This is a genomic window from Novosphingobium sp. fls2-241-R2A-195 (assembly GCF_030209485.1).
Classification (GTDB): Bacteria; Pseudomonadota; Alphaproteobacteria; order Sphingomonadales; family Sphingomonadaceae; genus Novosphingobium; species Novosphingobium resinovorum.
The window spans coordinates 73,209-93,433 of record NZ_JARVRY010000013.1; the positions used below are offsets into that span (position 1 = coordinate 73,209).

Below are 20,225 nucleotides of genomic sequence, written 5' to 3' on the forward strand. Positions count from 1 at the left end.
GCGTTACTTGACGCTTGGCGGCGGCGGGGTAGCGCCGGCAGCCGCATCCTGCTGCGCCTCCTGGCGCTGGCGCTGCTCGAAGTAGGCCTTCTCCGCTTCCTCGACCCGCGCCTGGTCGGCGGCTGCATCGGCATCGATGGTGGAGAGGCGCTTTTCACGTTCGGCCTGGATCAGTTCGCTGAAGCGGACCTCGGAACCGTTCGCCTTCTCCGCGTAGGCACTGTTGATGAGCTGCTGCGTGCAGCCCAGCCAGCCGCCCGAACCCGTCGGCGAACAGCTCTGCGTGCCGAATCGACCCACGGTTTCGTAAGCCTGAACCTTGTTCGCCCATGCCTCGGACTGGGGCTGGTCGATGCCGCGCAGCGGCTCGGGGATGCGGTAGCGTTCCTCCTCGGGCTTGCGCGCGCAGACGGTGATGTCGCCCGAGGCCGATTGCGGGCACGGATCGTCGCCGTAGATGATCAGCTGGTTGACCTTCTCCCCGCCCGGATCGGTAAGCCCGGCGTCCTGTGCGAATGCGGCGGGCGCGACGGCTAGCGAAAGAGCGGCAGCTGCAGCAGTGAGGAGAAGGCGGGTCATCGGTGGCTCCAGCAGGTATCGGCCCGGAGGCGTCATGATCGGGTCGCACCCGATATAGGCAGGCTACGGGTTGAATGACAGCTTAAGAGCGTTTTCTAATCGGGTGGAAACACCCGATGACTCGGAAAACGCGGCAAATACAACCAGACAACCCGCGAGAGGTCAGATCCGTTCCGACAGCTTGATGGCCACGCGGCAGCCCATGCGGATCGCGTGGAACAGCAGCGGATAGGCCGGGGCCTTCTCCGCGCCCGCCGCCAGCGCGGCATCGCGGTGCTCGCGCTCCTCGTCGCGGAACTTCAGGATTGCGGCGCCCAGTTCGGGGTCTTCGTCGCCCAGTTCCTCGAGCTGCTCGGTATAGTGGCGGTCGATCTCGGTCTCGATCGCGGCGGTGCAGGCCATCGCCGCCTCCGGCCCGATCAGTGCCGTCGCCGCGCCCAGCGCAAAGCCCGCGGCCGACCACACCGGCTGCAGCAGCGTCGGACGCACGCCGCGCTGCGCGATCATCGCGTCGAACTTCGCCTGATGCTCGGTCTCCTGCGCGGCCATGCCGGCGATCTCGGTCGAGTGCGGACCGCGCGTGCCCATCACCGCCAGTTGGCCCGCGTAGATTCGGTTGGCGCCGAATTCGCCCGCCTGATCGACCCGCAACATCCGTTCGCTGCGCTTGCTCATCGCGTTCATCTCAAGCCTTTCGGTCGCTGCGGGCGATGAGGGCGAAGACCGCCAGCGCGCCCAGCGTCGAGAACAGGAAGTTGAAGCCCGCCAGCGAAATGCCCAAGAGGCTCCACGGCGCCACGTCGCAGCGGATCACCGGCGCCTTCATGATCGCGTCGAGCGGATCGCCGCCTGCCGCGAAGGGGCTGGCGGTGCAGGCGGTCACGCCTTCCCACCACTTATATTCGACCCCGGCGTGGAAGCCGCCGATCAGCCCGGACACCAGCACCGCCAGCGCCGCGACGGCCACCAGCGGGCGCACCGGCCGCCAGAAGAACGCCAGCAGCGCGAAGACGATGGCCAGCATGTGCGGATAGCGCTGCCACCAGCACATCTCGCAAGGGTTGAGCCCGAACACGTACTGGCTCACCAGCGCCCCGCCGAGGGCGATAACGGGAATGCCAAGCGCCAGCATACGCGCGGCGCGCACGGACGGTGCGGCGGAAACGGCCATGCCCTTCGTGCCCCTGCCGTCAGTTCTTGGAAACGGCGGCAAGCGCGGGCTTGCCCGCCGTACGCTGCAGCGTGGAGATCGCGTAGTGCAGCTGGAAGTCCTTGATGCCCTGCTTTTCCAGTTCGGCGGCGGTCACCTTGAAGCGCGGATCATCCTGCTTGTCGGTTTCCAGATCCTTGTCCTTGAGCGCCGCCTCGTTGATGAGGTGGCCGCGCAAGTCGGACTCGCGCACCGCACGTTCGGCGCGGGCACGGGCGTCGGGATCGGACAGCTGCGGAACCTTGATGTCGGGGGCGATGCCGCCCTCCTGCACCGAGTGGCCGGAAGGCGTGTAGTAGCGCGCCGTCGTGATCTTGATCGCGCTGTTCTGGTCGAGCGGCAGGAACGACTGGACCGAGCCCTTGCCGAACGTGCGCTCGCCCATGATCACCGCGCGGTGCTGGTCCTGCAGTGCGCCAGCGACGATCTCCGAAGCCGAGGCCGAACCCGCGTCCACCAGCACGACGACCGGCAGGCCCTTGGCGACGTCGCCCTTGAACACCGATTCGGCGCGGTAGAACTGGTTCTCGTTCGCGTTGCGCCCGCGCTGCGAGACGATGTCGCCATGGTCGAGGAACAGGTCGGACAGCGCCACCGCCTCGTCCAGCGAACCGCCGGGGTTGGAACGCAGGTCGAGCACGAGGCCGGTCAGCTTGCCGCCCTTCACCGCCGCCTGCTTCTTGAGGTCGGAGATGGCGTTGTTCACGTCGTTACCGACATCGCGCGAGAACTCGTTGACCGAGATCACGCCGACGTTGTCCTTGAATTCCCAGGTCACCGGCTCAAGCTCGATCACGCCGCGCGTCACGGTGACGTCGAACGGCGCGTCGCGGCCCGGACGGAAGATCGTCAGGCGGATCGAGGAGCCAGCCCCGCCGCGCATCTTCGATACCGCCTCGTCCAGATCGCGCTCGTAATAGAGCACGCCATCGAGGTGGGTGATGTAGTCGCCCGCTTTCAGCCCCGCCTTCTCCGCCGGGCTGCCCTTGAACGGCGAGACGATCTTCACCGCGCCGTCATCCTCGACCACCGAGAGGCCGAGGCCGGTATACTTGCCGTCGATCATCGTCTCCAGCCGCTGCAGCGACTGGCCGTCGAGGTAGTTCGAATGCGGATCGAGGCTGGCCAGCATGCCGTCGATCGCGCCCTTGAGCAGCTTGTCGTCGCTCACCTGGTCGACATAATTGTCCTTCACGATCTGGTAGATCGTGAAAAGCTTGTCGAATTCATGGCTGGTGCGCGTGTCCACCGCCGACAGGCCAGAGGTCGCCACAGGCAGCACGGCCACGGCGGAAACCAGCAGGGTAGCGCGGATTAGCGGGGCAATCTTCATCGGGCGTGATGCCTCTTCAATGCGTCGGTCCGGCGCGGTGGCCGGCGGGGGTTCATGACCGTCATCCTATCGTCCGATGACCGTGAACGCCAGCGGAACGGCAGGATTTGCGTTCATATAGGAGGCATCAGGCTAATTGCCCGAAAAAGCGGCATCGTCGTCCTCCACCCTCTACTTTCGTCATTGCGAGCGAAGCGAAGCAATCCAGGGCAGTCTCGCGTCGCCCTGGATTGCTTCGCTTCGCTCGCAATGACGAATATCCTCCTGCGCACAAGGCTACGATCAGCCCTGATGCGGAACGACGCCTTACAATGCCCGGATATACTGAAGCGGATTGACCGGCGCCCCGCCCTGCCGCAGCTCGACCATCACGCGCGGATCGCCCGGCCCGGTCACGCCGATCGGAGACCCGGCGACCACTTGCGCACCCACTGCCACGTCCAGCCGCGCCAGGCCCGTGACAAGCGAGGTCCAGCCGCCGTCGTGCTCGATGATGACGATGCTCTGGAAGCCGCGATACGGCCCCGCGAAAGCCACTCGCCCCGGCGCCGGAGAGACCGCCTGCGCATACGCGCGCGGGGCCATGACCAGCCCGTTGGAGCGCGCCTGCCCCGGCGCATCCTCGCCGAATCCGGTTACCAGCCGCCCGGTCACCGGCAGCATGTAGCTGGACAATCCCTCGGGCAGCGGCGTGAACTGCCCGGCGCCGATGACTTGCGCATCCTCCGGCCGGGCGGGCCGCATGATCGGCCCCGGCAGCGCCGCGAGGCTCGCCCGCAGTTCCCCCTGCCGGCCGACCTGCACCACCAGATCGCCCAGATCGCGCGCCTTCTCCGCCAGCGCCAATGCCCGGTCGCTTTCCCGCGCGGCGATACCGCTGGCTTCGCGCCCGGCCAGCCGCTGGCGCGATTCGATGGCGGCGAGTTGCCCGCGCCGCTCGCGCATCTGCGCCTGCGCCTGCGAGAGCCCGGCCGCGGCGGCCTTGGCCTGCTGCTCCAGCGCCCGCCCACGCTCGATCGCTACCCGCAGGCCCGCCGTGCGCGCCTCCACCTCGGGCAGCATCGTGTCGAGCAATGCCCGCATGTAAACCGCATCGCGCACCGATCCCGGCCGCAACAGGGCCAGCAACGGAGGCCGCCGCGACAGCCGCTGCAATGACCCGGTGAGTCGCGCCAGAGGCCCCTGCTTCTGCGCTAACTGCGCCCTCAGGCCCTGCCGCTGCGAAGCGATCAGCCGGATCTGCGCGCGCTGCACGGCGATCTGCGCATCGGTTTCCTGAATCCGCGCGGCGATGGCGGCGGCCTCACGCGCAGTGGTCTCGGCCTGCTCGGTGACTTCGCGGGCACGCGCTTCCAGCTTTTCCGCCCGCTTGCGAGCCGCTGCACCTTCGCGCCGGGCGGCGATCATGTCCGCCTGCGCCTGCCGCGCATCGACCGCCGGGTCGAGCACCGCAAGCCCGCCCTGCTGCGTCAGCGCCTGCGTGGCAAACGCAACGGAGCCCAGCGCGGTGACGGTCAGGAGAATGCGGTGGGCTGGCTTCACGGCGTCGTGTTAGGACAGCCGGAGTCACGCGGGAAGAGACGAAATGCGCCTTTATCCTCCCTGTTCCGCAGGAATGGGGAGGGGGACCGCCGACGAAGTCGGTGGTGGAAGGGGAGAAGACCCCTCCGTCGGCGCTTCGCGCTGCCACCTCCCCATTCCTGCGGAACAGGGAGGATAAAATGCCTTCACCTTGGATGGCGCGCGGCCAGCGCAATTCCGGCAAGGTTCTGCTCACGCTTGATCCACCGTATGCGCGCAGGACGAACCTGAGCCGCCAGCGCAAGGAAGCGCGCCGCGTGCCGCCCCGGGCCATGCCCGTCGCGCAAGGCCCGGTTGGCCTGACGCACAACCTCCACCGCATCGCCGATCAGCTCGACCTGTTCCAGCCCCTGCTCCCGGCAGAGTTCCAGTGCATGGATCAGCGCCAGCCACTCGGCATCGCTGTTGGTGCCGCAGCCGCAATCCTCGAAGACATGCGCCACCCCGCGGATCACCACGGCGACCTCGATGGGGCCGGGATTCGGGCGGCAGCCGCCGTCGAAGAAGGCCTTCAGGCGCTTCATCCCATCTCCCCGGTTTCGTCATTGCGAGCGCAGCGAAGCAATCCAGGGCCGCGTAAACCGCCCTGGATTGCTTCGCTGCGCTCGCAATGACGGATGAGTCGGCGCTTCATCAGCCCGAGCGGTGGTAAGGATGCCCGGCAAGGATCGCGGTGGCGCGCCACAGCTGTTCGGCGAGCATCGCGCGGACCATCAGATGAGGCCAGGTCATGCGGCCGAAGCACAGAAGGTGGTCGGCCTGCGCCCGCGCCTCGTCGCCGTGGCCGTCGGCGGCGCCGATCAGGAAGCGGCATTCGCGCACGCCCTCGTCGCGCCAGCGGCCGAGCAGCGCGGCGAACTCTTCCGAGCTCATCAGCTTGCCCCGCTCGTCGAGCAGGACTTCACGGACCGGGGTATGGGCGGGAGGAGGCACCTTGCCGCCGACATCGGGCAGCTCGCTGTGCCTGAACGGCCAGGTGATGCGCTTCGCGTAGCGATCCAGCATCTCACCCTCAGGCGAGCGGGCGATCTTTCCGCGAGCAATGATGTGCAGCAGCATGGGTTCAGGGTGCAATCAGGCCGGAACGCGGGGACGGAGCAGGGCCCCCGCGTGATTTCCTTGCGATTTTCCGGTCACCGTCGCGACCGGAGGATCATCCTCTAGGCAGCGATCAGGCTGCCCCGGACGGGCCGTCGAAGCCCCACATCCGCTCGAGGTTGTAGAACGTGCGCACTTCGGGACGGAACAGGTGGACGACCACGCTGCCCGCATCGACGAGCACCCAGTCGGCCGCCGGAAGGCCCTCGATACGCGGATGGCCGAAGCCGTTCTGCTTCAGTCGCTCGCCGAGTTTCTGCGCCATGGACGCAACCTGGCGGGTCGAACGGCCCGAGGCGATCACCATGAAGTCGGCGATGCTCGATTTGCCGTCGAGGTCGATCGTCACCAGCTCCTGCGCCTGATCGTCGTCCAGCGACGAGAGCACGAGGTTCAGCAACGGATCATCGCTTTCGATCGTGACCGGAAGCGGGGTGGCGCCGGTTGATTCCGGCTGTAGTTCTGCCTGTGGCATCTTGGTTGGGTTCTGCTCCTTTCAAAACCGACCGGGCAGGATGAAGGCCATCCTGCCGCGTTCGATCGTTTGCCGTGTAAGCCGGGTATGCGGGAAGATGGCCTGAAAGCCGATCATTCCGCCGTTCCGGGGATCAAGTGGTACGTGACCGCGTCACGCGAAGGTCGATCTGAGAACCTTCGTGCCCAGTCCGGATCGGCCTGGCGTATCGCCGTTGCCGACCGCGTATCGGGGTCGAATCGCAATGTCACCAGCGCGGGTGCGCTCCACTCTTCCGGACCGCGAAGACTGGTCAGGGGTCTCCGGAATTTCCCCAGCCAGGCCATCGCGGGGCTCGCGAGGGCAGCGCCATCATACCCCGGACGCGCGATTACCGCAATCGGCATGAGTCGGCACAGCGTCCGCCAGTCCTTCCAGCGGTGCAACTGGGCGAGGTTGTCCGCCCCCATCAGCCATACGAAGCGCCGTTTCGGGTAGCGGTGAAGGAGCGCGCGGAGGGTGTCGACGGTGTATCGGGTGCCCAGTTCGCGCTCGATCGCGGTGGCCCGGATGCGGGCGCCCCGCGCCTGCCGCTGCGCCGAACGCATCCGCGCGGCCAGCGGGGCCATCCCGGCCTTGGGCTTGAGCGGATTGCCCGGCGAAACCAGCCACCACACTTCGTCGAGCGCAAGCGCCTCGACGGTGAACAGGGTGACGCGGCGGTGTCCACCGTGGGCCGGGTTGAAACTGCCGCCGAGCAGGCCCGTGACGGGGCCGGGGCGGGTTCGGGTCCGCCTCAGAACCAGATTCAGGGCCGGGCCTGCCCGGTTCCGCGCACCTGCCACTTGTAGGTCGTCAGGCCCTCCAGCGCGACGGGACCGCGCGCGTGCAGGCGGCCGGTGGCGATACCGATCTCGGCGCCGAGGCCGAACTCGCCGCCGTCGGCGAACTGGCTGGAGGCATTGACCATCACGATCGCGCTGTCGACTTCGGCAAGGAAGCGCTCGGCCGATTCCGCGTCTTCGGTAACGATCGCATCGGTATGGTGCGAGGAATGCGCGGCGATGTGCTCAAGTGCCGGTTCGATGCCGTCGACCACGGCGACGGCCAGCACGGCGTCGAGGTATTCGGTGTCCCAGTCCTCGTCGCTGGCGGGCAGCACGCGCGGGTCGAGCGCCTGCGCACGGGCATCGCCGCGCAGTTCGCAGCCCGCGTCGAGCAGGCCGGCAACGACCGATTCGCTCTCGGGGAACTGGGTGTCGAGCAGCAGCGTCTCCATCGCCCCGCAGATGCCGGTGCGGCGCATCTTGGCGTTGAGCGTCAGGTCGCGCGCCATCCCGGCATCGGCCGAGGCGTGGACATACGTGTGGCAGATGCCATCGAGGTGGGCGAGCACGGGCACCCGCGCATCGGCCTGCACCCGCGCGACGAGGCTCTTGCCCCCGCGCGGCACGATCATGTCGATGAGGCCCGCCGCCGTCAGCATCGCGCCGACCACCGCGCGGTCCTGCGTCGGGACCAGCTGGATCGCCGCCTCGGGCAGACCCACGGTGGCGAGACCCTTCGCGAAGGCGGCACGGATCGCGTGGTTGGAATGGATCGCCTCGCTGCCGCCGCGCAGCAGCACCGCGTTGCCCGAGCGCAGGCACAGCGCGGCAGCGTCGGCGGTGACGTTCGGGCGGCTTTCGTAGATGATGCCGATCAGGCCGATGGGAATGCGCACGCGCGACAGCTTGAGGCCGTTGGGGCGTTCGCTGGAAGCGATCACCTCGCCCACCGGGTCGGGCAGGCCCGCGACCTGATCGACCGCACCGGCAATGCCGGCCAGCCGCGCGGCATCGAGCCGCAGGCGGTCGAGCATCGCACCTGACAGTCCCTTAGCCTCGCCAGCCGCGATGTCCTTCGCGTTGGCTTCGAGAATTTCCCCTTCAGCCTCGCGCAGCGCCGTGGCGGCGGCGCGCAGGGCGGCGGCCTTATCGGCGTCCGTCAGCTTCGCCAGTACGCGCTGCGCGGCCCGGCCGTCGCGGGCCAGTTGCTCGACAAGCGCCTCGGGCGAGAGCGCTGCAGGTTCGGCGGTCAGGGTGCTCTGCAAAGTCATGGGCGCGGCCTATCATTCCAGCGTGCAGTTGTCACCGGAATGCAGCCGCCAAAATGCACGCATGCAATCGATTCGTATGTCGTCTCACGGTCGCGCCAAGGTAAGGTTCCTCGGCTCACCGCTATCTGTTTTCGACTCGCCCCGATTCCGCAGAGGTTCGGGCCAAGCCGATTCGCTTTGGTAACTACCGCCTGCTACCGGCGCGATCCGGGACTGAGACATAGATTTCAAGCGGGGTCGTTTTGCTTTCCAAGTCAACCGGGGCGTTCATCCAGCGCCTCAGGACGGCGTTCCCCGACCGCGAGTTCATCATGCGGTCGCAGGGACAGGTCCGTTTCATCCGCGTTTCCGCGCGGGCACAGAAGATCGCTGCGGGTGCAGCCGTCGGCGTGCTCGGCATGTGGGCCGCATCGGTCGGCGCTCTGGCGCTCTCGCAGGCATCCGTCGGCAGCGAAAGCGCTGCCCTCGCCGAGCGCGCGGCCAATGTCGCCAAGGCCGAGAAGAGCGTCGCGCAGTACCGCCGCAACGTCGATTCGGTAGTCGCTGACCTTCAGCGGCGCCAGGAATTCATCACCCAGGTGGTCGATGCCCATATCGACGATGTCCCTGAAGAGGCCGATGAGGGGCAACCTACGGCCCGAACCGTAGCGACCGCCAAGAAGGTCAGCGCCGCCGTTCCCGGCGTCGGCAACCTTGCCGACATCGAGGCGAAGCAACTGGCGCTCGTCGATCGCCTCACCCGCTACGCCGACCAGCGTTCGGACGCGGCGATGGCTTCGATTCGCAAGCTGGGGCTCAATCCCAATGCGATGATTTCGCGCGCGCACATGGCTGAGGGTGGTCCGTTGGTGAAGCTGGCGACCGGGGCCGACGGCAGCGTCGATCCGCGCTTCCTGACGATGGGCAAGAGCCTTGCCCGCATGGACGCGCTGGAGAACGGCCTCGCCTCGATCCCGCAGGTGAGCCCGGCGCACGTCGCCTACGTCTCGTCCAGCTACGGCTATCGTTCGGACCCCTTCACCGGCGGCGCCGCGTTCCACGCGGGCCTCGACTTCCCGGGGCCGATGGGCTCGCCGATCTACGCCGCCGCCAAGGGGCGCGTCACGTTCGTCGGGCAGAAGTCCGGTTACGGCAACTGCATCGAGGTGACGCACGGCAACGGGCTGATGACCCGCTACGGGCACCTTTCCGGCTTCCGCACCCGCGTGGGTCAGGACGTCGATGCCGGGGCGCTGATCGGTGCAATGGGCAGCACCGGGCGCTCGACCGGCCCGCATCTCCACTTCGAGGTTCGCGTGAACGACCGTCCGGTCAACCCGCGTCCGTTCCTCGAAGCGGCACGTCTTCAGGGGGCGAACAACAGCAGCAACAGGGGCCAGGAGGAGAACCACTGACATGGCCAAGGCCTTCATAAGCTCGCGTGCGAGCATCAACAGTTCGAGCTTCTCGATGCTGGGCGGCGACACCGTCATCAGCGGAGACATTTCGGCAAGCGCCGACCTGCACGTCGACGGCAGCGTCAACGGCGACATTTCCTGCAAGGCCCTGATCCAGGGCGAAGGCAGCGAGATCAACGGCGCGGTGCGGGCCGAATCGGTACGCGTCGCCGGGCTCGTGCGCGGATCGGTTTCGGCGCGCGAGGTCGTGATCCTCAAGACCGCGCGGATCGAGGGCGACGTGTCCTACGACACGCTGACCATCGAACAGGGCGCGCGCCTCGAAGGGCGCCTGTCGCCCAATGGCGGACAGATGCCGCCGTCAATCGCTCGCCTGCCCGCTTCGGCGCCGATCGAGGTCATCGCCGAGGAAGACGAAGAGGAGCTTTCCGCAGCGGCAGAGTGAGGGCTCAGCCGTGACCCTTCGACAAGCTCAGGGTGAGCGGAAGTAGTGTAAACCTCAAACCCCGCTCAGGCTGAGCTTGTCGAAGCCCCCCGAGAGCGGACACGAAAAAGGGGACATGGGATCAACTCCCATGTCCCCTTTTCGATTCAGCCGTCAGGCTGAAGCAAAGTTACTCGCCGCGGGCCTCGGCGGCTTCGGCAGCACGCTTGGCTTCGAGCCAGGCGGCGACTTCGGCTTCCTGCGCGGCTTCCGACGCGGCCTGAACCTGCGCCTGACGCTCTGCGCGCAGTTCGTCGATCAGGGCCTGACGGTCATCGACCAGACGCTCATCACCCTCGCCGGTGTCCTGGATGCCCGCCTTCTTCGCGGCCTTGGCGACGAGGGCGTCCAGCTCGCGCTGCGAGCACAGGCCCAGCGTGACAGGGTCCTTGGGGGTGATGTTGGCGATGTTCCAGTGCGAACGGTCGCGGATCGCCGCGATGGTGTTGCGCGTGGTGCCGATCAGCTTGCCGATCTGCGCGTCCGAAACCTCGGGGTGGTTGCGCAGGATCCAGGCGATGCCGTCAGGCTTGTCCTGGCGCTTCGACACCGGGGTGTAGCGCGGGCCCTTGGTACGGTTCTGCGCGAGCGGCACCTTGTGCATGCGCAGCTTGTACTCGGGGTTGGCCTGCCCCTTCTCGATCTCTTCCATCGTCAGCTCGCCCGAGCGAACGGGGTCGCGGCCGGTATACTTGCTGGACGCCAGATCGTCGGCCATCGCCTGCACTTCGAGCATGTGCAGGCCGCAGAATTCTGCGATCTGCTCGAAAGTCAGCGAGGTAACGTCGACCAGCCACGAGGCGGTCGCGTGCGGCATCAGCGGAGTGGGCTGGCTCATTCTCTATCTCCGGCGGAAACAATAAGGGCCGCCCCTTCGCGGAGCGGCCTCACGGTTTCGATTTAGGGAATTTTTGCCGAAGGAGCAAGCAAAAGGGGCCGAAAATTGCGTCATTCCGTCGATGCGTTTCACGTGGAACGCAATTTGGGGCATGATTTGACGGCACTCAAAGGCACTCAAGGGTACCATAAGTGCACCTTCACACCTCCAGCACGATCTTCCCGACGTGGTCTCCGGCCTCCATCCGCGCATGCGCGGCGGCGGCTTCGGCGAGCGGGAAGCGCGTGTCCATCACCGGGCGCAGCAGGCCTTCCTCGACCAGCGGCCAGGCGCATTCGAGGATCTCCTGCGCAACCGCTTCCTTGAACGCGTCCGTGCGCGGGCGCAGGGTCGAGCCGGTCAGCGTGTAGCGCCGGGTCATGACCACCGCCATGTTCACCTCCGCCTTCGCGCCGCCCTGCACCGCGATGGTGACGTGGCGGCCATCGGGCGCGAGGCACTTGAGGTTGCGCGCGACGTAGCTGCCCGCGACCATGTCGAGCACCACGTCGACGCCGCGCCCTCCGGTAATCCGCGCGACTTCCTCGACGAAATCGGTGGCCTTGTAGTCGATCGCGTGATGCGCGCCGATCTTCAGCGCCGCCGCGCACTTGTCGGGCGAGCCGCAGGTGACGATGACCGTCAGCCCGAAGTGCCGCCCCAGCATCGCCGCCATCGTGCCGATACCGCTGGTGCCGCCGTGGACGAGCAGCCACTCGCCCTCACGCGCCAGGCCGCGCTCGAAGACGTTGTGCCAAACGGTGAAAAGAGTTTCCGGCAGCGCCGCGGCTTCCGCAAGGGACAAGCCCTCGGGCACCGGCAGGCAGTGCCCGGCCTTGGCGATGCAGTATTGCGCATAGCCCCCGCCCGAAACGAGCGCGCAGACTTCCTGACCGGGGAGAAACTGACTCACACCTTCGCCCAATGCCGCGATGGTGCCGGAAACCTCCAGCCCCGGAATCGGCGAGGCGCCCGGCGGCGGCGGATAATTGCCAAGCCGCTGCACCACGTCGGGGCGATTGACGCCCGCGAAGGCGACCTTGACCAGCACTTCGCCGGGACCGGGCCGGGGCACCGGGACCGTTTCAGGACGCAGGACTTCGGGGCCGCCGGGTGCATCGTAACCCACGGCGGTCATGGTGACAGGAAGGTCAGCTAACATGAACCTCCCTGTGCCACAGGATGGAGGGGGTGGGGAACTCCCTTTCTTGGCCCTGCCTCCCGAAGTGGAACGGTGCATGCAGTCGCACTGACAAAGTCTCTCGATTTTATGATGATAGTGGTGTTCACTCCACTTCGGGTCGCAGCCGTACCGTGCGGATGGGTTCATCAGAGGAAGTACGGAAGTGGGCGTGTCGACTATAGCTCTGTCCGTCCTGTTGGCGGGCGGCGGAGCCAACCTTCAGGATCACCCGGCGATCGGGACGCCGGGCGCAGTGACGACTCCTGTGCAGGAAGTGGCGGCGCAGCCGTTGCCGAACGTCGCGGCACAGCCGTTGCCCGACCACGCGCCGATCATTCACGCTCCGGCCCCGCCTGCGGGAACGCCCCCGCCCGGCAGCGTGCCTGCGGCGGAGGACGAGAATGTCATCATCGTCAGTTCCAGCCCCCGCCAGATAGAGGCCGACCCGTTCTCGGGCGTCAATGCGGCCAGCTTCGCGGTGGTTGAGGCGGTGGACAAGGTGGTCGTCGCCCCGGTCGCGGGAACGTACGAGCGGGTCGTGCCCAAGCCGATCCGCAACGGCCTGCGCAACTTCCTCATCAACCTCGCGGAGCCGATCGTCTTCGTGAACTACCTGCTGCAGTTCAAGCCGGGCAAGGCGATGGAGACGGCAGGCCGCTTCGTCATCAACAGTACGGTCGGCGTCGCCGGGCTGTTCGACATGGCCAAACGCAAGCCGTTCCGCCTGCCTTACCGCGAGAACGGTTTCGCCAACACTTTCGCCTATCACGGCATCGGCAACGGGCCGTACCTGTTCGTGCCCGTGCTGGGTCCGACGACGGCGCGCGACCTCGTCGGGCGCGTGCTCGATCTGGCAGTGTTGCCCACGCTGGTCGGCAAGCCGTTCAACAAGCCGGTCTACGGGCTTTCCACCGGCATAGTGAAGTCGATGAACGACCGAGTCGCCTTCGACGAGCAGATCAAGGCCAACCGTGCCGCCGCCGACCCTTACGTGGCCACGCGCGATTTCTACCTCAAGCGTCGCCAGGCCGAAGTGGACGCACTGCACAGCCCGGAATACCGCGCGCGCAAGGGCATTGCGGAGCCGGTGGTGGGTGATGAAAAGCCCTTGCCCGAGCCGAGTGCCCAAAAGCCGTAACCTTCCCACCTTCGTCATTGCGAGCGCAGCGAAGCAATCCAGAGCGGCGTAGTGCTGCCCTGGATTGCTTCGCTGCGCTCGCAATGACGAAAACAGTTCCACCGTGGGTCATATCCCCCGCTCTTCCAGAGCCTGTCGAAGGACCCATTGACAGCCTCGCATTCCAGTCCGATGCTGCACCGCAATGGACGAAGAAGACCGACCTCTGCGGCGGTCATCCGAGGGCGACTTCGGAGCCGCCAGCCACCTCGCCGGTGAAAGCCTCGATCGCTATTCGCTGGACGAACTCGACGCGCGGGTTGCGCTTCTCGAAATCGAGATCGCCCGCATCCGCGCGCACCGGAACGCATCATCGGCTCACCGCCTCGCGGCGGACGCCCTGTTCAGGCCGCGATCATCTTGAGAATCGCAGCCTCCTCTGGCAGCCTTCGGGCGACCTCGGGCGCTTACCCCCATGGCCACCCTCGCAACCATCCTGAACGTCCCTATATCAACCTCGTAACCCTGACCCGCCAATCTCCCCTGCGGGCCGGGAACCTCCCGGGAGAGCCGTCCCTCACGATGAAGGTCGCCTAAATGCCAAGTTTCGCCCAAAGCCTTGAAAAGACCCTGCACTCGGCTCTGTCTCACGCGTCTGAGCGGAGCCACGAGTACGCGACGCTCGAGCACCTGCTGCTCGCGCTGATCGACGACACCGACGCGGCGCAGGTCATGCAGGCCTGCGGCGTGGACCTTGGCGACCTCGGCGACGTGGTGCGCCAGTATCTCGATCAGGAATACCAGTCGCTCAAGACCGAGGAAAAGGGCGATCCCGCCCCGACCGCCGGTTTCCAGCGGGTGATCCAGCGCGCGATCCTGCACGTGCAGTCGTCCGGCAAGGACACCGTGACCGGCGCCAACGTCCTCGTCGCGCTGTTCTCCGAGCGGGATTCCTACGCGGTCTACTTCCTGCAGCAGCAGGACATGAGCCGCCTCGACGCCGTCAGCTACATCAGCCACGGCATCGGCAAGGGCGGCAAGCGGATCGAGGATCGCACCGCCAAGGGCTCGTCCGACGAGACCCCGCCCACGCCCGAGGACAAGGCGGAGGCAAAGGCGTCCGCCAACAAGAAGGACTCCGCGCTCGACCAGTTCACCGTCAACCTCAACGAGAAGGCGCTGGCGGGCAAGGTCGATCCGCTGATCGGCCGCGGCCCCGAAGTGGACCGCACGATCCAGATCCTGTGCCGCCGCTCCAAGAACAACCCGCTCTACGTGGGCGATCCGGGCGTGGGCAAGACCGCCATCGCCGAAGGCCTGGCGCGCAAGATCGTAGAGGGCGAAGTGCCTGAAGTGCTGACCGAGGCGGTGATCTACTCGCTCGACATGGGCAGCCTGCTGGCCGGCACCCGCTATCGCGGCGATTTTGAAGAGCGTCTGAAGCAGGTCGTCTCCGAACTGGAGAAGATGCCGCACGCGGTCCTCTTCATCGACGAGATCCATACGGTGATCGGCGCGGGCGCCACCAGCGGCGGGGCGATGGACGCTTCGAACCTGCTCAAGCCGGCGCTGTCGGGCGGGACGATCCGCTGCATCGGCTCGACCACCTACAAGGAGTTCCGCAACCACTTCGAGAAGGACCGCGCCCTGCTGCGCCGGTTCCAGAAGATCGACGTGAACGAGCCCACGGTCGAGGATACCATCAAGATCCTCAAGGGCCTGCGCACCGCTTTCGAGGATCACCACCGCGTCAAGTATACGCCTGACGCGATCAAGACGGCGGTGGAGCTTTCGGCCCGCTACATCAACGACCGCAAGCTGCCCGACAAGGCGATCGACGTGATCGACGAAGTCGGCGCGATGCAGATGCTGCTGCCGCCCAGCCGCCGCAAGAAGACCATCACCGCGCGCGAGATCGAACAGGTCATCGCGACGATGGCCCGCATCCCGCCCAAGTCCGTCTCGTCCGACGACAAGAAGGCGCTGGAGAACCTCGAACGTGACCTGAAGCGCGTGGTGTTCGGCCAGGACAAGGCGATCGGCCTCCTCGCCACCGCGATGAAGCTGAGCCGCGCTGGCCTGCGCGATCCGGACAAGCCGATCGGCTCGTTCCTGTTCAGCGGTCCTACCGGCGTCGGCAAGACCGAAGTGGCCCGTCAGCTCGCCAGCATCATGGGCATCGAGCTGAAGCGCTTCGACATGTCCGAATACATGGAGCGTCACTCGGTCAGCCGCCTGATCGGTGCGCCTCCGGGCTATGTCGGCTTCGATCAGGGCGGGTTGTTGACCGACGCGATCGACCAGAACCCGCACTGCGTCCTCCTGCTCGACGAGATCGAGAAGGCACACCCCGACCTGTTCAACATCTTGTTGCAGGTGATGGACAACGGCCGCCTGACCGATCACCACGGCAAGACCGTCGATTTCCGCAACGTGGTGCTCATCATGACCACCAACGCGGGCGCCTCGGACATGGCCAAGCAGGGCATCGGCTTCGGCGACACCTCGAAGGAGGATGCCGGCGAGGAAGCGGTGAAGCAGATGTTCACCCCCGAATTCCGCAACCGCCTCGATGCGATCGTGCCCTTCGCGTACCTCGCCAAGGACACCATCAGCCGGGTCGTGGACAAGTTCATCCTCCAGCTGGAACTGCAGCTGGCCGACCAGAACGTCCACATCCAGTTCGACTCGGACGCACGCAGCTGGCTGGGCGACAAGGGCTATGACAAGCTCTACGGCGCGCGCCCGATGGGCCGCGTGATCCAGGAGAAGGTCAAGCAGCCGCTGGCGGAAGAACTGCTGTTCGGCAAGCTGGCCCACGGCGGCGAAGTGCACGTCTCGGTCAAGGAGAACGCGCTGAACTTCGAACTGACTCCCTCGGCGCCCAAGGTGTCCAAGACGAAGAAGAAGGTGCCGGTGAAGCGGGCGAAGAAGCCCGGTCCGCAGGCGGATACCAACGCGGACGATTGAGGGTCATTGCTCACTTCCCGACTCAGGGGGCTTCGACAAGCTCAGCCTGAGCGGGAGGAGGGGATAGCGGCCTTACACCAACACCGCTCACCCTGAGCTTGTCGAAGGGTCTGCGCCACATTGAGACATTGGGGCGGGAACCACGCGGTTCCCGCCCCATTTTCATGACATGCCCCGCGATTTCTCCTGGATCAGACCCGAACCCTGGGGCATCCACGTCGTCCCCGCCGACTGCTGGATCGACCCGGCCCGCCCGGTCGATCGCGCGCTGGTAACGCACGGCCATGCCGACCACGCACGCGGCGGCCACGGCGAGACCTTCGCCACCCCCGAAACCCTCGCCATCATGAAACTGCGCTACGCCACCGAGGAAGGCGCGGTGCCCGTCCCCTACGGCGAGCGCATCGCCCTGCCCGGAGATGTCCACGCCACGTGGATTCCCGCCGGACACGTCCTCGGCTCCGCACAGATCCTGCTGGAGCACGCGAGCGAGCGGATCATCGTCACCGGCGACTTCAAGCGCCGCGCCGATCCCACCTGCCCGCCCTTCGAGGTCACCCCTTGCGACGTGCTCGTCACCGAGGCGACCTTCGGCCTGCCTGTCTTCCGCCACCCACCGGTGGAGGAGGAGATCGCCAAGCTGCTCTCCGCCCTCGCCGCCAATCCGGAGCGCTGCGTGCTGGTCGGCGCCTACGCGCTGGGCAAGGCACAACGCCTGATCGCCGAACTGCGCCGCGCCGGGCACCAAGACACGATCTGGCTCCACGGCGCGATGGAGCGGATGTGCCGACTGTATGAAGAATGGGGCGTCGATCTGGGCGACCTGCGGCTGGTGTCGGACGCCAGCAAAGAGCAACTGGCCGGCGCGGTGATCGTCGCCCCGCCCTCGGCGCTCAACGACCGGTGGAGCCGCCGCCTGCCCGATCCGATCACGGCAATGGCCTCCGGCTGGATGCGGGTACGCCAGCGCGCGCGGCAGCGGATGGTGGAACTGCCGCTGGTGATCTCCGACCACGCCGACTGGGACGAACTGACGCAGACCGTGGTGGACGTGAACCCCGCCGAGACGTGGATCACGCACGGGCGCGAGGAAGCCATGCTGCGGTGGTGCGAGTTGAACCAGAGGAAGGCGCGGGCGCTGGCTCTGGTGGGGTATGAGGATGAAGATGATTGACCTTCCGTCATTCCCGCGAAGGCGGGAACCCATCTCCTGCGGCTCCGTATTACGCGGTCATCAGATGGGTCCCCGCCTTCGCGGGGATGACACGAAAAAGGAAGTGAGCGCGAAACGAGGCTGCGCGCACGACCTCGACGGTATGGGGGTCTGGGGCGATGGCCCCAGGACTTCTACTTTCTAAATGGAAGCGTTCGCCGCTCTTCTCGACGCGCTGGTCTATACCCGCAGCCGCAACGCCAAGCTCAAGCTGCTGGCCGACTACCTGCGCGACACGCCCGATCCGGATCGCGGCTGGGCGCTTGCCGCGCTGACCGATGGGCTCGATTTCCCGGCAGTGAAGAGTTCCACCATCCGCAACCTGCTGACCGAGCGGATCGACCCGGTGCTCTGGACGCTCAGCCGCGAATACGTGGGTGATTCCGCCGAGACCGCCAGCCTGCTCTGGCCCGAACCGGCGGAGGCACCCTCCCCGCCCACGGTGTCCGAGGCGGTGGATGCGCTTTCCCGCATGACGCGCGCCAATGTCATGGTGGAACTGCCGAAGCTGCTCGACCGGCTGGATGCGAACGGCCGCTATGCCCTGCTCAAGCTGGCCACCGGGGCGATGCGCATCGGCATTTCGGCGCGTCTCGCCAAGACGGCTTTCGCGCAGGCCTTCGACGTCGCGGTGGAGGATGTGGAGGAGCATTGGCACGGCCAGACGCCGCCTTATGCCCCGCTGTTCGACTGGGCCGCGCACGGCGCCGAGCCTCCCAATTCCGACGATCTGCCGCTGTTCCGCCCCTTCATGCTGGCGCACGGGCTGGAGGACACGGAGGTCGATCTGGCCGACTATGCCGCCGAATGGAAGTGGGACGGCATCCGCGTGCAGGTGGTTCGGGCGGGCGGAGAAACGCGCGTCTACTCCCGCTCCGGCGATGACATTTCCGCCACCTTTCCCGAGGTCGCCGAGGCGCTGCATATCGACGGCGTGCTGGACGGCGAACTGCTGGTGCGCGGTGCCCATCAGGGCGGCGAAGAGGGCGGCGCGGCCAGCTTCAACGCCTTGCAGCAGCGCCTCGGGCGCAAGACTGTCTCGAAGAAGATGCGCGAGGAATATCCCGCCTTCGTGCGCCTCTATGACGTGCTGATCCTGGAGGGGCAGGACTTGCGCCCCCTCCCCTGGAGTCAGCGCCGCGCCGCGCTGGAGGCGCTGTTGCCGCGCCTGCCCGCCGACCGGTTCGACATCTCCACCGTGATCCCCGCCGCCGACTTCGCCGACCTGTCCGCCATCCGCGAACGCGCGCGCGACGATGCGATAGAGGGGGTGATGCTCAAACGGCGGGACAGTCCCTATGTCGCGGGGCGCAAGACCGGGCTGTGGTACAAGTGGAAGCGCGACCCGCTGCTGATCGACTGCGTGCTGATGTATGCCCAGCGCGGCTCGGGCAAGCGAAGCTCGTTCTATTCGGACTATACCTTCGGCTGCTGGGACGGCGATCCCGATACCGGCGCGGAACTGCTGCCCGTGGGCAAGGCCTACTTCGGTTTCACCGACGAGGAACTGAAGTGGCTCGATCGCCACGTGCGCAACCACACCGTGGGCCGCTTCGGCCCGGTGCGCGAGACGGACAAGTCGCTGGTGTTCGAGGTGGCTTTCGATTCGGTCCACGCCAGCAAGCGCCACAAGTCCGGCGTAGCCATGCGTTTCCCCCGCATCAGCCGCATCCGCGCCGACAAGCCCGCGCACGAGGCCGACCGCATCGAGACTTTGCGCGCCCTGATCCGCGATTGACCGCGATCAATGCGTGCGTGCGGACGATACGCTAGAGGGGCAGCATGGAACAGCCCTCCCCCGTGCCGGACACCCCCTACCACCGCCTCGGCGGCGCTCCGGTGTTCGAGGCGATCGCCAACCGCTTCTACGATCTGATGGTAAGCGATCCGGCCTATGCCGAACTTCGCGCGATGCACGCGGCCGATCTGGCGCGATGCGGGCCTCGCTGCCGAAGTTCCTCGCCGGATGGGCAGGAGGCCCGCGCGACTGGTTCGAGGAGAACCCCGGCCGCTGCATGGTGAGCCTGCACGCGCCCTTCACCATCGAACCGCTGACGGCGGACCAGTGGGCCGAGGCGATGGAGCGCGCCATCGCCGAGGTGGCGCCCGAACCTACAGACATCGCCCGCTCGATGAGCGAAACGCTGGCGCGGATCGCACGCAGCATGGGGCGATAGCCCCTTCCACTGGCGGGAGAGGACCATCGCGGCTGTGAATTCAGAGCTTCGTGCCCGCCGTCGGGCCGGAGCGCAGGGTGTAGATGTCCTCGATGTGGATCAGCACCGCGAACTTGGGGGTCTTCATGCCCGCCGTCGCCGCGAAGGCCTCGGCGTTCTCGAAGGCCGCGCCTTCGGAAAATATCTCGGGCTTGCCGACGAAGCGGTAACCGTCGAGCGCTTCGCGATCGATCACGGCGATCGCCATCTTCGATCCGTCGCGAATGTTCTGCAGCGTCTGGCCGCCGGTGTTCTCGTTGTAGATCAGCGTGGCCTCGTCATAGACCCGCAGCGAGCGCTTGGGGCCGATGTCGGGCAGGCCGTCCTTGCTGACGGTGGCCTGGATCGGAAGCTGGACCGAGAGGATGCGCTTCATCTCTTCGTTGAGCATGTCGTCTTTCTGCTTTTGTCGGAA

Annotated in this window: 20 protein-coding genes and 1 pseudogene; 8 read left to right on the plus strand and 13 right to left on the minus strand. The window is 66.7% G+C overall.

Annotation, left to right across the window (positions count from 1 at the left end; translation table 11 throughout):
• Positions 1-3: 3 nt before the first annotated feature.
• From QRN25_RS11215 to QRN25_RS11260, 10 genes are all read right to left on the minus strand, one after another.
• Positions 4-579: a hypothetical protein gene (locus QRN25_RS11215; protein WP_271182630.1), complete on the minus strand. Its 576-nt coding sequence runs from the start codon at positions 577-579 to the stop codon at positions 4-6.
• A gap of 162 nt (positions 580-741) precedes the next feature.
• Positions 742-1,263, minus strand: coding sequence for a demethoxyubiquinone hydroxylase family protein (locus QRN25_RS11220; RefSeq protein ID WP_271182629.1), 522 nt, complete (start codon positions 1,261-1,263; stop codon positions 742-744).
• Between the two features lies 1 nt (position 1,264).
• Positions 1,265-1,750 (minus strand): disulfide bond formation protein B, encoded by a 486-nt coding sequence (locus QRN25_RS11225; RefSeq protein WP_271182628.1) that lies wholly within the window; start codon positions 1,748-1,750, stop codon positions 1,265-1,267.
• Between the two features lie 19 nt (positions 1,751-1,769).
• Positions 1,770-3,122: a S41 family peptidase gene (locus tag QRN25_RS11230; RefSeq protein ID WP_285019612.1), complete on the minus strand. Its 1,353-nt coding sequence runs from the start codon at positions 3,120-3,122 to the stop codon at positions 1,770-1,772.
• A gap of 306 nt (positions 3,123-3,428) precedes the next feature.
• The gene (locus tag QRN25_RS11235) at positions 3,429-4,664 is read right to left on the minus strand and encodes a murein hydrolase activator EnvC family protein (RefSeq protein WP_271182626.1); all 1,236 of its coding nucleotides are present in this window, start codon (positions 4,662-4,664) and stop codon (positions 3,429-3,431) included.
• A gap of 185 nt (positions 4,665-4,849) precedes the next feature.
• Positions 4,850-5,227, minus strand: coding sequence for a ribonuclease HI (locus QRN25_RS11240; RefSeq protein ID WP_271182625.1), 378 nt, complete (start codon positions 5,225-5,227; stop codon positions 4,850-4,852).
• A 109-nt stretch (positions 5,228-5,336) separates the two neighbouring features.
• Positions 5,337-5,762 (minus strand): 23S rRNA (pseudouridine(1915)-N(3))-methyltransferase RlmH, encoded by a 426-nt coding sequence (locus QRN25_RS11245; protein ID WP_008831382.1) that lies wholly within the window; start codon positions 5,760-5,762, stop codon positions 5,337-5,339.
• A 112-nt stretch (positions 5,763-5,874) separates the two neighbouring features.
• Complete coding sequence (rsfS, locus tag QRN25_RS11250) at positions 5,875-6,276, minus strand: ribosome silencing factor (protein ID WP_008831383.1); 402 nt, start codon at positions 6,274-6,276, stop codon at positions 5,875-5,877.
• Positions 6,277-6,389: 113 nt separating this feature from the next.
• Positions 6,390-7,100 carry a nicotinate-nucleotide adenylyltransferase gene (locus tag QRN25_RS11255; protein ID WP_370423933.1) on the minus strand — a complete coding sequence of 237 codons (711 nt, stop codon included), beginning with the start codon at positions 7,098-7,100 and terminating at the stop codon, positions 6,390-6,392.
• Positions 7,064-8,353 (minus strand): glutamate-5-semialdehyde dehydrogenase, encoded by a 1,290-nt coding sequence (locus tag QRN25_RS11260; protein ID WP_271182624.1) that lies wholly within the window; start codon positions 8,351-8,353, stop codon positions 7,064-7,066. The genes QRN25_RS11255 and QRN25_RS11260 overlap by 37 nt, the downstream gene beginning before the upstream one ends.
• 242 nt (positions 8,354-8,595) lie before the next feature.
• Here QRN25_RS11260 and QRN25_RS11265 point away from each other — a divergent pair, with 242 nt between their 5' ends.
• Both QRN25_RS11265 and QRN25_RS11270 read left to right on the plus strand, forming a co-directional pair.
• Positions 8,596-9,747 carry a M23 family metallopeptidase gene (locus QRN25_RS11265; RefSeq protein WP_271182623.1) on the plus strand — a complete coding sequence of 384 codons (1,152 nt, stop codon included), beginning with the start codon at positions 8,596-8,598 and terminating at the stop codon, positions 9,745-9,747.
• Position 9,748: 1 nt separating this feature from the next.
• Positions 9,749-10,195 carry a bactofilin family protein gene (locus QRN25_RS11270; RefSeq protein WP_008831387.1) on the plus strand — a complete coding sequence of 149 codons (447 nt, stop codon included), beginning with the start codon at positions 9,749-9,751 and terminating at the stop codon, positions 10,193-10,195.
• A gap of 169 nt (positions 10,196-10,364) precedes the next feature.
• Here QRN25_RS11270 and QRN25_RS11275 read toward each other — a convergent pair whose 3' ends face one another.
• Positions 10,365-11,072 carry a DUF1013 domain-containing protein gene (locus QRN25_RS11275; RefSeq protein WP_036525601.1) on the minus strand — a complete coding sequence of 236 codons (708 nt, stop codon included), beginning with the start codon at positions 11,070-11,072 and terminating at the stop codon, positions 10,365-10,367.
• A 199-nt stretch (positions 11,073-11,271) separates the two neighbouring features.
• The gene (locus QRN25_RS11280; protein WP_271182622.1) at positions 11,272-12,273 is read right to left on the minus strand and encodes an NAD(P)H-quinone oxidoreductase; all 1,002 of its coding nucleotides are present in this window, start codon (positions 12,271-12,273) and stop codon (positions 11,272-11,274) included.
• Positions 12,274-12,463: 190 nt separating this feature from the next.
• Between QRN25_RS11280 and QRN25_RS11285 the strand changes: the two genes are divergently transcribed.
• The 6 genes and pseudogenes from QRN25_RS11285 (at position 12,464) to QRN25_RS11310 (ending at position 19,771) form a co-directional block, all read left to right on the plus strand.
• Positions 12,464-13,432, plus strand: coding sequence for an MlaA family lipoprotein (locus tag QRN25_RS11285; RefSeq protein ID WP_271182621.1), 969 nt, complete (start codon positions 12,464-12,466; stop codon positions 13,430-13,432).
• 184 nt (positions 13,433-13,616) lie between these two features.
• A complete protein-coding gene (locus QRN25_RS11290) occupies positions 13,617-13,835 on the plus strand; it encodes a DUF1192 domain-containing protein (RefSeq protein ID WP_036525606.1) in 219 nt (72 codons plus the stop codon).
• A gap of 173 nt (positions 13,836-14,008) precedes the next feature.
• The gene (clpA, locus tag QRN25_RS11295) at positions 14,009-16,381 is read left to right on the plus strand and encodes an ATP-dependent Clp protease ATP-binding subunit ClpA (RefSeq protein WP_036525608.1); all 2,373 of its coding nucleotides are present in this window, start codon (positions 14,009-14,011) and stop codon (positions 16,379-16,381) included.
• Positions 16,382-16,550: 169 nt separating this feature from the next.
• Complete coding sequence (locus QRN25_RS11300; RefSeq protein WP_271182620.1) at positions 16,551-17,555, plus strand: ligase-associated DNA damage response exonuclease; 1,005 nt, start codon at positions 16,551-16,553, stop codon at positions 17,553-17,555.
• Between the two features lie 184 nt (positions 17,556-17,739).
• Entirely contained in the window at positions 17,740-19,332 is a 1,593-nt protein-coding gene (locus QRN25_RS11305; protein ID WP_271182619.1) for a cisplatin damage response ATP-dependent DNA ligase, read from the plus strand.
• Positions 19,333-19,376: 44 nt separating this feature from the next.
• Positions 19,377-19,771 (plus strand): annotated as a pseudogene (locus QRN25_RS11310) (globin domain-containing protein).
• Positions 19,772-19,811: 40 nt separating this feature from the next.
• Here the strand turns inward: QRN25_RS11310 and QRN25_RS11315 are convergent.
• Positions 19,812-20,201, minus strand: coding sequence for a pyridoxamine 5'-phosphate oxidase family protein (locus QRN25_RS11315; RefSeq protein ID WP_271182618.1), 390 nt, complete (start codon positions 20,199-20,201; stop codon positions 19,812-19,814).
• Between the last annotated feature and the right edge of the window lie 24 nt (positions 20,202-20,225).